General features: G+C 67.6%; 13 protein-coding genes. 7 read left to right on the plus strand and 6 right to left on the minus strand.

Annotated elements, in window-relative coordinates:
• Positions 1–99: 99 nt before the first annotated feature.
• The 7 genes from hsaA to LQD00_RS07720 all read left to right on the plus strand — a co-directional run bounded on the left by hsaA (position 100) and on the right by LQD00_RS07720 (position 6,852).
• The gene (gene hsaA, locus LQD00_RS07690; RefSeq protein WP_232716561.1) at positions 100–1,284 is read left to right on the plus strand and encodes a 3-hydroxy-9,10-secoandrosta-1,3,5(10)-triene-9,17-dione monooxygenase oxygenase subunit; all 1,185 of its coding nucleotides are present in this window, start codon (positions 100–102) and stop codon (positions 1,282–1,284) included.
• Positions 1,285–1,475: 191 nt separating this feature from the next.
• The gene (gene hsaC / locus LQD00_RS07695; protein WP_232716562.1) at positions 1,476–2,387 is read left to right on the plus strand and encodes an iron-dependent extradiol dioxygenase HsaC; all 912 of its coding nucleotides are present in this window, start codon (positions 1,476–1,478) and stop codon (positions 2,385–2,387) included.
• 1 nt (position 2,388) lies between these two features.
• Positions 2,389–2,961 carry a 3-hydroxy-9,10-secoandrosta-1,3,5(10)-triene-9,17-dione monooxygenase reductase subunit gene (gene hsaB / locus LQD00_RS07700; RefSeq protein WP_006865385.1) on the plus strand — a complete coding sequence of 191 codons (573 nt, stop codon included), beginning with the start codon at positions 2,389–2,391 and terminating at the stop codon, positions 2,959–2,961.
• Positions 2,958–4,154 carry a hypothetical protein gene (locus tag LQD00_RS07705; RefSeq protein WP_232716564.1) on the plus strand — a complete coding sequence of 399 codons (1,197 nt, stop codon included), beginning with the start codon at positions 2,958–2,960 and terminating at the stop codon, positions 4,152–4,154. Before hsaB ends, LQD00_RS07705 begins: the two co-directional genes overlap by 4 nt.
• On the plus strand, positions 4,151–4,942 hold the full coding sequence (locus LQD00_RS07710; protein WP_119031274.1) for an SDR family oxidoreductase: 792 nt from the start codon (positions 4,151–4,153) through the stop codon (positions 4,940–4,942). The genes LQD00_RS07705 and LQD00_RS07710 overlap by 4 nt, the downstream gene beginning before the upstream one ends.
• Positions 4,935–6,077 carry a sulfotransferase family protein gene (locus LQD00_RS07715; protein WP_232716566.1) on the plus strand — a complete coding sequence of 381 codons (1,143 nt, stop codon included), beginning with the start codon at positions 4,935–4,937 and terminating at the stop codon, positions 6,075–6,077. Before LQD00_RS07710 ends, LQD00_RS07715 begins: the two co-directional genes overlap by 8 nt.
• Positions 6,078–6,225: 148 nt before the next feature.
• Positions 6,226–6,852, plus strand: coding sequence for a TMEM175 family protein (locus LQD00_RS07720; protein WP_232716567.1), 627 nt, complete (start codon positions 6,226–6,228; stop codon positions 6,850–6,852).
• 9 nt (positions 6,853–6,861) lie between these two features.
• Here LQD00_RS07720 and LQD00_RS07725 read toward each other — a convergent pair whose 3' ends face one another.
• The 6 genes from LQD00_RS07725 to LQD00_RS07750 all read right to left on the minus strand — a co-directional run bounded on the left by LQD00_RS07725 (position 6,862) and on the right by LQD00_RS07750 (position 12,223).
• The gene (locus LQD00_RS07725) at positions 6,862–7,959 is read right to left on the minus strand and encodes an acyl-CoA dehydrogenase family protein (RefSeq protein ID WP_232716569.1); all 1,098 of its coding nucleotides are present in this window, start codon (positions 7,957–7,959) and stop codon (positions 6,862–6,864) included.
• A complete protein-coding gene (locus tag LQD00_RS07730; protein WP_232716571.1) occupies positions 7,956–8,924 on the minus strand; it encodes an acyl-CoA dehydrogenase family protein in 969 nt (322 codons plus the stop codon). The genes LQD00_RS07725 and LQD00_RS07730 overlap by 4 nt, the downstream gene beginning before the upstream one ends.
• 6 nt (positions 8,925–8,930) lie before the next feature.
• Positions 8,931–10,097 (minus strand): acyl-CoA dehydrogenase family protein, encoded by a 1,167-nt coding sequence (locus LQD00_RS07735; RefSeq protein ID WP_232716573.1) that lies wholly within the window; start codon positions 10,095–10,097, stop codon positions 8,931–8,933.
• 1 nt (position 10,098) lies between these two features.
• The gene (locus LQD00_RS07740; RefSeq protein ID WP_232716574.1) at positions 10,099–11,013 is read right to left on the minus strand and encodes an enoyl-CoA hydratase; all 915 of its coding nucleotides are present in this window, start codon (positions 11,011–11,013) and stop codon (positions 10,099–10,101) included.
• A gap of 47 nt (positions 11,014–11,060) precedes the next feature.
• Positions 11,061–11,531, minus strand: a complete 471-nt coding sequence (locus tag LQD00_RS07745; RefSeq protein ID WP_119031281.1) for a hypothetical protein — start codon at positions 11,529–11,531, stop codon at positions 11,061–11,063.
• An 80-nt stretch (positions 11,532–11,611) separates the two neighbouring features.
• Positions 11,612–12,223 (minus strand): dihydrofolate reductase family protein, encoded by a 612-nt coding sequence (locus LQD00_RS07750; protein ID WP_232716576.1) that lies wholly within the window; start codon positions 12,221–12,223, stop codon positions 11,612–11,614.
• Positions 12,224–12,278 lie beyond the last annotated feature (55 nt).

Here is a 12,278-nt window from a genome sequence, read left to right on the forward strand (position 1 = left end):
CGGTGCTCGACAGAAATGAGAACGTGTTCTAATCTCGAACTCGATGAGTAAGCGGCCGGCGCCGTCCGGCCGAGGGAGAGACAGGTAGGAGCAGGCGAGATGCCAGCACAACGGAGCGAAGCCGCCGAGCAGGTCCTGGAGAAGATCAACGCACTGCTCCCGGAGATCGAGCAGCGGGCGCAGGCCACCGAGGATCTGCGCCGAATCCCCGAGGAGACCGTGTCCAGCCTCGAGACGGCCGGCTTCTTCAAGCTGTTGCAGCCCGAGCAGTGGGGTGGATACCAGGTCGATCCGGTGACCTTCTACGAGGCCGTGCGGCGTATCGCGTCGGCCTGCGGGTCCACGGGTTGGGTGTCGGGCATCATCGGCGTCCACAACTGGCACCTCGCACTCTTCGACCAGCAGGCGCAGGAGGACGTCTGGGGCAAGGACCCCAACGTCCGCATCTCGTCGTCGTACGCGCCGATGGGTATGGGTGAGGTCGTCGACGGCGGCTACAAGGTCAACGGTTCGTGGGCCTGGTCGTCGGGCTGCGACACCGCCGACTGGGTGTTCGTCGGCGGACCGGTCATCAAGAACGGCAAGCCGGTCGACTTCGTCAGCTTCCTGATCCCGCGCGAGGACTACACGATCAAGGACGTCTGGAACGTCGTCGGTCTGCGCGGCACCGGCTCCAACACCATCGAGGTCAAGGACGTCTTCGTCCCCCGCCACCGCATGCTCAGTATGCGCACCATGTCGATGGGGCAGAGCCCGGGCCTCGAGCAGAACACCGCGCCGGTTTACAAGATGCCTTGGGGCACAATCCATCCCAGCACCATCGCGACTCCGATCGTCGGCATGGCCTACGGCGCCTACCACGCTCACGTCGAACACCAGGGCAAGCGCGTCCGCGCCGCCTACGCCGGCGAGAAGGCCAAGGACGATCCCTTCGCCAAGGTCCGTATCGCCGAGGCCGCCAGCGACATCGACGCCGCCTGGCGCCAGCTGTCGGGCAACCTGCAGGCCGAGTACGACCTGATCCTCGCAGGCGATGAGGTTCCCATGGAGCTCCGTCTCGCGGCCCGTCGCGACCAGGTGCGTGCCACCGGCCGGGCGATCTCCGCCATCGACCGTCTCTTCGAGAACTCGGGCGCCCACGCACTCGAGAACGGCACTCCGATCCAGCGGTTCTGGCGCGACGCCCACGCCGGACGCGTGCACGCCGCCAACGATCCGGAACGCGCCTACGTCGCATTCGGCAACGGCGAGTTCGGGATTCCCATCGGCGACACGATGGTCTGACCCTTCGAGACGCTCGCAGGCTCGCTCCTCAGGGAGCAGGGAACGCTCGCAGGCTCGCTCCTCAGGGAGCAGGGAACGCTCGCAGGCTCGCTCCTCAGGGAGCAGGGAACGCTCGCAGGCTCGCTCCTCAGGGGGCAGGGAACGCTCGCAAACTCGCTCCCCCGGGAGCAGGAAAACAGGAGATCGTGGAGATGACTGACTGTCCGATCCGTTCATTGGGATACATGAGGATCGAGGCGACCGACATCGAGGCGTGGCGCACCTACGGCCTCAAGGTCCTCGGCATGATCGAGGGCTCGGGGCTCACCGAGGGCGCGCTCTACCTGCGGATGGACGACTTCCCCGCCCGCCTGGTCATCGTGCCCTCGGAGCACGACCGCCTGGCCAGCGCGGGGTGGGAGGTCGCGAACGCTGCTGCGCTGCAGGAGGTCCGCGACCGCCTGGCCGGTGCGCACGTCGTCTTCCGGGAGGGCAAAGACGAGGAGATCGCCGATCGCCGTGTCGCCGAGATGATCGTGTTCGACGACCCCGCCGGCAACACCCTCGAGGTGTTCCACGGGGCCGCGCTCGAGCACCGCCGCATCGTCAGCCCTTACGGTCACCGCTTCGTCACCGAGGAACAGGGACTCGGTCACGTCGTGCTCACCTGTGAGGACGACAAGGCTGCACTCGAGTTCTACCGGGACGTCCTGGGATTCAAGCTCCGCGACTCGATGCGCCTGCCCCCGCAGGTCGTCGGACGCGAAGAGGGCGACGAGGTCCCGTGGCTGCGGTTCCTCGGCTGCAACCCGCGACACCACTCGTTGGCATTCCTGCCGATCCCCAACAGCACCGGCATCGTCCACCTGATGGTGGAGGTCGAGAACTCCGACGACGTCGGCCTGTGCCTCGACCGCGCCCTGCGCAAGAAGGTGCCGATGTCGGCGACCCTGGGCCGGCACGTCAACGACCTGATGCTCTCCTTCTACATGAAGACGCCCGGCGGCTTCGACGTCGAGTTCGGTTGCGAGGGAAGAACGGTCAACGACGACGAGTGGATCGCCCGGGAGAGCACCGCGGTCAGTCTGTGGGGGCATGACTTCAGCGTCGGGTTCAAGAACTGACATGGCCCAGACGCCCTACGGGTCCGCGGAGTTCGACTCCCGCCAGTTCCGTACCGCGATGGGTCAGTTCTGCACCGGCGTCACGGTCATCACGACCGTCGACGACGACGGCAAACCCGTCGGCTTCGCCTGCCAATCGTTCGCCGCGCTGTCCCTCGACCCGCCGTTGGTGCTGTTCTGCCCGATGAAGACCTCCCGGAGCTGGAAGGTCATCGAGAAGACCGGCAAGTTCTGCGTCAACGTCCTGTCCAACCGACAGCAGGACGTGAGCGCGGCCTTCGGCGCCCCGGGCGACGACAAGTTCGCCAACATCACCTGGGACCCGTCACCGGCCGGGCTGCCGGTGATCCGGCACGCGCTGACCTGGGTCGAGTGCGACGTCGAACGGGTCACCGACGGCGGCGATCACCACATCGTCATCGGCCGAGCACTCACGCTCGGCGAAGTGCTGCAGGACAAGCCGCTGCTCTTCTACCGCGGCGGCTACCTGTCGACCGAACACCCGCGGGTGACGCCGGCACAGGCCGAACTCGAGAACTTCCTGACCTGGACGGGCGGAGACACCTGGCTATGAGCTCGCGCGAGATCGCTGTACCGCAGGACCTGACCAAGCCCCTGACCGATGCGATCGCCGAGGCCGAGAAGCTGGTCGCCTCGGCGGAGTTCGCCGAGACCGAGCAGGATCTCGCCGAGGGATACGACTACCTCGCGGGCAGCATCGCCGCGATCATCCAGCTGGTCCGTGGCCGGTCGTTGTCACACCCGAACTTCGTGACCTCCACCGGGCCGTCGACCAAGATGGGTCTCGACAACCCGGACACGCTGTACTACCACGCCGACGTCGAACCGACCGGGACCTACGTGGTCCGCGGACGCCGCGGTACCACAACCGATCTCAGCTTCCAGGTACTGCGCGGCGACTACACGCCGTCCGCGGTGCCCGGCGGCGAGGACGCCTTCGACGACCGTCGCCTGACCATCGCCGACGACGGCACGTTCGAGCTGACCTTCGGGCCGGCGATCGCCGACCCGCCCGACAACTACTTCGCCCTCGGCGAAGGGGCGTCGATGCTCGCGGTCCGCGAGGTGTACTCCGACTGGACCGAGCGCAAGGGTTCGATCACCATCGAGCGCGTCGACACCGTCGGAACCGCGCCGGCGGAAGCCGATCTCGCCCGTGTCGCGCGTAGGTACGCAACCGCGGGGAAGATGCTGACGGCGCGCATCAACACCTGGTTCAACTTCCCCAAGTGGTTCTATCTCGACGAACCGGTCAACACGTTCACCCCGCCCCGCCAGACACCGGGCGGACTCAGCACACAGTTCTCGTCGGTGGGTCACTACAGGTTGGGGCCCGACGAGGCGATGGTCATCACCATCCCGAAATCCGATGCGCCCTACCAGGGATTCCAGCTCGGGAGCATGTGGTACATCTCGCTCGACTACGTCAACCACCAGACCAGCCTCAATTCGGCTCAGGCGCAGGTCGATCCGGACGGCATGATCCGGATGGTCGTGTCCCATCGCGATCCCGGCGTCGCCAACTGGATCGAGACCACCGGCCGGGAAAAGGGCATCCTGCAGTTCCGCTGGCAGCGCAGCGACTCGCCGATCGGCCCGGAACTCGGCCCCACGGCAACGGTCGTAGGCATCGACGAGGTGGCCGCTCACCTGCCGCACTTCGAACACAACAAGATCGACGCCGCCGGCTGGTCCGACCGGATCGCGGCACGCCAGCGCGCGTTCGCCGAGAGGATGCTGGGATGAGTTCTGGAGCAGGTCTCCTCGACGGCAAGGTGGTCGTCGTATCGGGCGTGGGTCCCGGTCTGGGTCGCTCGATCTGCCTGCGTGCCGCCGCCCAGGGTGCTCGGGTCGTCCTCGCGGCCCGCACCGAATCGCGTCTGAAAGAAGTTGCCGCGGAGGTAGATGCGGCCGGCGGCACCAGTCTCGTCGTGCCGACCGACATCACCGACGATGCCGCCGTCGACAATCTGGTCGCCACCACACTCGACGAGTTCGGCCGCGCCGATGTCCTGGTCAACAACGCCTTCGCGCTGCCGTCGATGAAACCACTGGGGCGCACCGACTTCGATCAGATCACCAGCAGCATCGACGTGACCGTCGTCGGGACCCTGCGCGTCATCAAGTCGTTCACCGACTCGCTTGCCGAGGCCAACGGATCGATCGTGAACATCAACTCCATGGTCATCCGGCACTCGGAACCGCGGTACGGCAGTTACAAGATCGCCAAGTCCGCGTTGCTCGCCATGTCGCAGACCCTGGCGTCGGAGCTGGGGGATCGCGGTATCCGGATCAACTCGGTGGCGCCGGGTTACATCTGGGACGACCAGCTCAAGTGGTACTTCGGCGAGGTGGCCAAGAAGTACGGGATCACCCCCGAGCAGGTCTACGAGCAGACCGCGTCGAAGTCCGATCTCAAGCGCCTGCCCGAGCCGGACGAGATCGCCGACGCCGTGATGTTCCTCGCCTCCCCGATGGCGCGGGCGATCACCGGGCACACCCTCGACGTGAATTGCGGTGAGTACCATGACTAGTGCAGCGCGTACCGACGTCGGGACCATCGAAGACCTGCACGCCTCGGCCGCCCGGGCCGCCGGCCTCGAGGACTTCGGCGACACCGATTACCTCGAGCCGCTGGGCATCCTGCTCGACTCCTACCGGTCCGAGGCCGGACTCACCGAGCTCGGCAGCAAGATGTTCCGGTTCTTCCTCAAGGGAGCACTCGTCGCCCGGTTGCTGAGCGAGGCGTCGTGGAAGGCCAACCCGGAGCACGCCGATGTCGAGATCACCCGGCCGATCTTCGTGACGGGTCTGCCGCGCACGGGAACCACTGCGCTGCACCGGCTTCTGGCCGCCGACCCGGATCACCAGGGTCTCGAGATGTGGCTCGCGGAGTTCCCGCAGCCGCGGCCGCCGCGCGACACGTGGGCCGACAACCCGGTCTACCAGCAGATCCAGGCCGGCTTCGAGCAGCACCATGTCGAGAACCCGGAGTTCATGGGTCTGCACTACATGGACGCGGGCGAGGTCGAGGAATGCTGGCAGTTGTTGCGCCAGAGCGTCACGTCGATCTCCTACGAGTCGCTCGCCCACATCCCGTCCTACTCACGCTGGCTCGCCGAACAGGACTGGACGCCCGCATACCGGCGGCATCGCAAGAACCTGCAGCTGATCGGCCTCAACGATCCGGGTAAGCGGTGGGTGCTCAAGAACCCGAGCCACCTGTTCGCGCTCGACGCCCTGATGGCCGCCTACCCCGATGCGCTGGTGATCCAGACCCATCGCGCGCCGTCGACCATCATCGCGTCGATGTGCAGCCTCGCCGAGCACGCCACCCCCGGCTGGTCGACGACCTTCACCGGTGACCAGATCGGGCAGGACCAGCTCGAGCTGTGGTCGCGCGGGTTGCGCGAGTTCTCCCGCGCCCGGGAGAAGTACGACCCCGCCCAGTTCCTCGACATCGACTTCGCCGACCTCCGCTCGGACCCGATGGGCACCGTCGAACGCGTCTACGCAGCGCTGGACACCCCCATGTCCGACGCGGCCCGCGCGGCGGTGACCGCGCTCGACGAGGAGAGCAAGTCCGGCGCGCGGAAACCGCAGCACCGCTACCAGCTGTCCGACTACGGCCTCGACGAGGCGACGGTCGCGGCGGCGTTCGGGGAGTAGCCGGCGCCGGCAATTCCCGCGGGCGTGTTTCCTTCCTGCCCGCTTGAACCCGCGTCGCGCTCACCTACTCCGTTCGCGCTCACGAATTCCGCGTGAGCGCGAACGGAAACAGTGAGCGCAACTGAGCGGCGGGTTCTACATTCAACCCATGGCCGAACCGGAGAATCGGAAGTCGGAAGAAGGTCTGAGCCGGCTGATCGCGTTCGCGGACGCGGTGGTGGCGATCGCGCTCACGCTGCTGGTGCTCCCGCTCGTCGACATCGCGAACGACCTGCGTGAGGAGACCTCGGTCGCGGAGGTGGTCTCCGACCACTCCCTCGAGCTGACGAGCTTCTTCGTGAGCTTCGTCGTCATCTGGATCCTGTGGCGTCAACACCACCAGACGATGGAGTACTTCCGTTCCTACGACTCGGTCCTGATCAATCTGACCTTCGTCTGGTTGCTGACCGTCGTGATCCTGCCGTTCGCCACGGCGATGATCGACGACAGCCGGGTCGAATGGGGGACCACCTTCTACATCGGGGTGCTCGCGGCCTCGGTGGCGGCGCTCGTCGCGATCGCCCAGTGGGGACACCGGCACCCGGAGCTGCTCGCCGACGACGAGGCCACCCGGCGCTGGACGAAGGCGTCCGGCGGCTGGGGAACCCTGCTGGCCCTGGCGATCGCGCTGATCATCACGCTGGTCTTCCCCGGAACCGGGAGCTGGCCGATCCTGCTGCTGGTCCTCACCGACCCGATCGAACGGGTGCTGGACCGCCTGCGGAACCGCGAGTGAGAGCCGGGGTCAGCGCAGGCCGGCAGCGGCTTCGGCGACCGCGAGGTGCGGGGCGCCCAGCATCTGCGACGACGCCTGCGCGCGTTTGAAGTACAGCTGGATGTCGTGCTCCCAGGTGATGCCGATGCCGCCGTGCAACTGGATGGCCTCGCCGGTGATGCGCCGGTAGGCCTCCGAGCAGTACACGTGGGCGGCGAGGGCCAGTTCGGAAGCCTCGGGATCGTCGACGGCGACCGCGGCGACCGCCGCACGAGAGATCGAACGAGCCGTCTCGACGAGCACGTACATGTCGGCCATACGGTGCTTGAGCGCCTGGAACGAGCCGATGGTGCGGCCGAACTGCTTACGTGACTTGGTGTACTCGACGGTGAGGTCGAGGGCGCGCTGGGCGCCGCCGACCTGTTCGGCGGAGAGCAGGGCCCACCCCAGCGTCCGCAGGCGGGCGGCGAGGTCGGCAGGTGCGGGGATCGCGGTGGACGCGACCTCGTCGAACCGCACCGAGGCCAGCGCACGCGTCGGATCGAGGAGCGGCAACGGCGACACCGTGACGCCGGCGGCGTCGGCGGCGACCGAATGCAACGTGACCGGTTCACCGGGACCCGACGCCAACACCAGGAAGGTGTCCGCGGATTCGGCATCGACGACGAAATGCGCGGTGCCGGACAGCAAGCCGGCGTCGGCGCGCACACCCGGGGTCTCCCAGCCGCGTTCGCCGGCCCAGCACAGGGCGGCCGTCTTCTCGCCGGCGGCCAGGGCGGGGAGCAGCTGCGACGCGGTGTCGTCGTCCTGCGCCAGCAGGATCGCGCCGGTCGCCAGCACCGACGACCCGAAGGCGGGCACCGGACTCAGGGTCGCGCCGAGTTCCTCGAGGACAGCGGCCAACTCGGCCCACGACGCCCCGGCGCCGCCGGCGTCCTCCGGGATGGGAAGTGCCGCCACACCGATCTCGGTGCACAGTGTCTCCCACAGGCCGCGGTCGACGCGGCCGGGCGACGCCATCGCCTTGCGCACCGAGGCGGTGTCACCGCGGCGTCTCAGCAGATCGCGCACCGCCTCGGCCAGTGCCTCACGTTCCTCGGCGGAGATCGCGAGAGTCTCGGTGGTCACAGTGTCTCCAGGATGCGTCGACGATGGACCGCGGGCGAGCCCCATGCGGACAGGAGCGCGCGGGTCTTGGTGATGTACAGCGAGATGTCGTGTTCGGCGGTGTAACCGATGGCGCCGAGCACCTGCAGCGAACGGCGGGCCGACAGATGCGCGGCGTCGGCCGCCGCGACCTTGGCCGCCGAGACATCGCGCGACACGTTGGTGCTCTCGGGCACCTGGCCGTCGATGCCCAGCGCTGCGGCATGTACCAGGGGACGGGCCATCTCGAGTGCGATGGCCACATCGGCGAGGTGGTGCTTAACGGCCTGGAAGGAGCCGATCGGCCGGCCGAACTGCTTGCGGGACTGCGCATACTCACTGGCGAGGCCGAGCATCGCCTGACCGAGTCCGAGGAGCTCGGCGGCGGTGGCGAGTGCGCCGGCGTCGATGGCGTCGGTCGGGTCGACCCCGGTGGCCAGGGTCTTGTCCGGAGCCACCCGCGACAGGGTGCGGGTGGTGTCCACCGACGGTTCGGTGCTGAGCACGGTGGCCGTCGACAGCACGCCGTCCTCGACGACGTACACGTCGGCGGACTCGACATCGGCCGCGAGCGGTTGCAGCGGGGCGATGGCACAGGTTGCGAGCCGTCCCTCGGCGAGATCCTGCAGGGGGCCGTTCACGTCGGCGTCGCGCAGCAGGATCGGCAGGACGGCAACGCTTTCCACGATCGGCCCGGGTGCGCAGTGGCGTCCGAGTTGTTCGACGGCGACGACCATCTCGACGGCGCCGGCACTGCTGCCACCGTGGGATTCGTCGATGAGGAGACCGCTGATCCCGGCGTCGGCGAGCTGGGAGTAGACCTTGGTCACCGCGGTCCGGTCACCGGCCGCCCATGCTCGCGCCGCGGCGGGCATGTCGGCCTTGCCGAGCATGGCGTCGACGGTGGCGGCGAGGTCCGTGTGGATGTCGGAGAGTTGGAAGTCCATGTGGTATCAGCGATCTCCGCGAGGAAGGCCGAGGAGTCGCTCGGCGATGACATTGCGTTGGATCTCGTTGGTGCCGGCGTAGATCGGGCCGGACAGGGAGAACAGGTAGCCGTCCATCCAGGCGTCGTCGAGTTCGGCGTCCGGTCCCTGTAGATCGAGGGCGGTCTCGTGGGCGGCGATGTCCCACTGCGACCAGAAGACCTTGTTGATCGAGGACTCCATGCCGAGCTGCCCGCCTGCCGAGAGCCGGCTCACGGTGTGCCAGGTCGACAACTCGTAGGCACGGGCCCCGATCCAGGCGTCGGCGACCCGCGCATCGGTGTTGGCCGTCGAGGGCACCTCGTCCCGCTTCGACCGCCACAATTCGACGAGGCGGTCGGTGGTGGCCAGGAACCGGCCGGGTGCCCGCAGCGAGAGTCCGCGCTCGTTGGCGGCGGTGCTCATGGCCACCTTCCAGCCGTTGTCGACCTCGCCGATGACCCCGGACTCGCCGGGATTCGCCGGGTCGTCGGGCACGAAGACGTTCTCCAGGAACAGTTCTGCGAAACCGGCCTCACCGTCGAGCTGTGCGATGGGACGGACGGTGACGCCCTCGGCACGCAGGTCGAACATGAAGTAGGTGAGACCCCTGTGTCGCTGGGCCTCCTTGTCGGTGCGGAAGAGGCCGAAGGCGCGGTCGGCGAAACTCGACCGGGAACTCCACGTCTTCTGGCCGTTCAGCAGCCAGCCGCCGTCGGTGCGGACCGCGGTCGAGCGGAGCGAGGCGAGGTCGCTACCCGCCTCCGGCTCGCTCCACGCCTGGCCCCAGATGTCGTCGGCGCGCGCCATTCGCGGCATGATGCGTTCCAGCTGAGCGGGATTCGCGTGTTCGAAGAGGGTCGGGGCGAGCAGGAAGATGCCGTTCTGGCTGACGCGGCCCGGCGCACCCGACCGGTAGTACTCCTCCTCGAAGATCACCCAGTGGAGGAGGGGAGCGTCGCGGCCGCCGTACTCCTCGGGCCAGCTGACGACCGTCATGCGGTCGGCGGCCATCGTGCGTTCCCACTCGCGGTGTGCCTCGAAACCCTCCGCGGTGTCCATGGACGGGAGGGGTTCGCGCGGAACGTGTTCGGCCAGCCAGGAGCGGACCTCGGCCCGGAACTGCTCGGCCGCGTCGTCGAAGAGCAGGTCCATGTCAGCTACCCGATCCCGAACCGGCGGACGCCTTCATCGACTTGGCGTCCATACCGCCGAGCGAATCGCCGCCCGACGCCTCGGCATTGGCCGAATGGGCGAAGTGGTGCCAACCGAAGACCGAGTCCATCGAATTGCGGAGTCCCATCTGGTCCTCGCAGATGTTGACGGCCTTCTTGCTGAGGAACAGGCCCTGTATCGGCATGGTGACCGCCTTCTCGGCGATCTCGTTCACCTTGGTCTCGAGCTGGTCTCGCGGCACGACGTGGTTGACCATGCCCCAGTCGGCGGCCTGCGTGGCGGTGAAACGCTCACCGGTGAACAGGATCTCCTTCGCCCGCCGGGTGCCCAGGGCGTATGCGTGCGCGAAGTACTCCACGCCCGGGATACCCATCCGTGCGACCGGATCGGAGAAGAACGCGTCGTCGGAGGCGACGATGAAGTCGCAGACCCAGGCCAGCATGAGGCCGCCGGCGATGCAGGCGCCGTGGACCTGGGCGATCAGCGGCTTGGGGATGTCGCGCCAACGGCGGCACATCCCCATGTACACCTCCATCTCGCGGGCGAGACGCTGATCGGCACCGGTCTTGTCGGTGTGATCCCAGTGCAGGACGGCGGCGTTGTCGTAATAGGTGTCGAAGTCGCGCTCCGGGGTGCCGATGTCGTGACCGGCCGAGAAGTGCTTGCCGTTCGCGCGCAGGACGATGACCTTGACGGCCGTGTCCTCGACGGCCTTGCGGAAGGCGGCGTCGAGCGAATACGTCATGACCGAGTTCTGCGCGTTGCGGTACTCGGGACGGTTCAGTGTCACGTAGGCGACGGCACCTTCGGGACCGCCGACCTCATAGGCGACCGGAGAGGTGTCCGGGCCGAGATCGTCGGGTCCGAGTGCGGGCGGGATGGCGGCATCACTCATGCCCACGAGCCTAACCTAGCAAGTGCTTGGTTGGTAGTGGGCGGGCGTCAGGGGACGACGATCGTCCCGCTGCAGCTCGTCGACGGCACGCTCCACAGGGCATTGCGGTTCGTCGCGCCGAAGGTGACGTTCACCCGACCCTTGCCGATCGTCTTCACCGGGATGACGAAGTAGTGGACCCCCTGGTAGGGCGGGTTCACCTTGGTGTTGCTGACCTTCCAGCCGCGCTTGCCGGTGGACAGGTTGTGCCAGTCCATCCGCAACGACGACTGATAGCCGCCGGGGAAGTAGCTGGGGAAGTCCGCGGCGATGTAGGCGTTGCCGCCGTAGGTGCTGACGATGGCGCGTCGCACCATGAACGGGAGGTCGACGATGTTCGGGCTCGGGCCGATGCAGTTCGAGACCGGGAACTCGCGTGCCGCTTCGGCTTGTCCCGTGCCGGCGAGGCCGAGTCCTGCTGCGGCCGCGATCGACAGGGCCGCCGCGGCCAGCCTGGTGAACGTCTTCGTCCGGACCATGTTCGAACTCCTCGTTGTCGTGGGAACTCTTCGGCCGGTGGCCGACTCCCGGCGATTGTCGCGAATATGGCGGGTGCGCGTCACCGAGTAGGCAAAATCGTGTCGGTCAAACGGTGGAGCTCCGGGTGGTAGACCAGCTCCAGCGTCCGGCCGTCGAGCACGGTGCTGTCCAGTAGTTCGAGGTCGATGCCCTCGACGCCGCCGAAGACCGGCGCGCTGCCATATCTGCCGGTGAGAACCGGGAACACGGAGACGACGACGCGGTCGACGAGCCCGGCCGCCAACAGTGCTCGGTTCAGCGTGAGGCTGCCGTGTGAGCGGAGGGGGACGTCGGACTCGTCCTTGAGCCGCCGGACGATCTCGACGCCGTCACCACTCGCGACCGTGGCATCGGGCCAGCCGCTCGTGTCGGTGATGGTCGACGACACCACGGTCGTGGGCATGCCCCGCATCGCCTGCACCCACGGGTCGAAGAACTCGGAGTCCTCGCCGGCGTCCGCGGTCATCGCGACGAACTCCCGGAACGTCGTCGCGCCGAACACCATTCGGTGCGTACCGGCGAACTGTCGGGCGCGGTGGTCCAGGAGTTCCGGACCCTGTTTGCCCCAGTACCCGCCCCAGTCGCCCGGCTCCTCGTAGGAGCCGAAGCCGTCGAGGCTGGTGAAGATGTCGAAGGTGTACGTCGCCGCCATGGTGGTCTCCTCTGTGGTGCTCGGAAACCGGCCGCAGGAGTTCACGGTCGGCACA

Origin of the sequence: Gordonia metallireducens, assembly GCF_021245825.1 — a bacterium.
Classification (GTDB): domain Bacteria; phylum Actinomycetota; class Actinomycetes; order Mycobacteriales; family Mycobacteriaceae; genus Gordonia; species Gordonia namibiensis.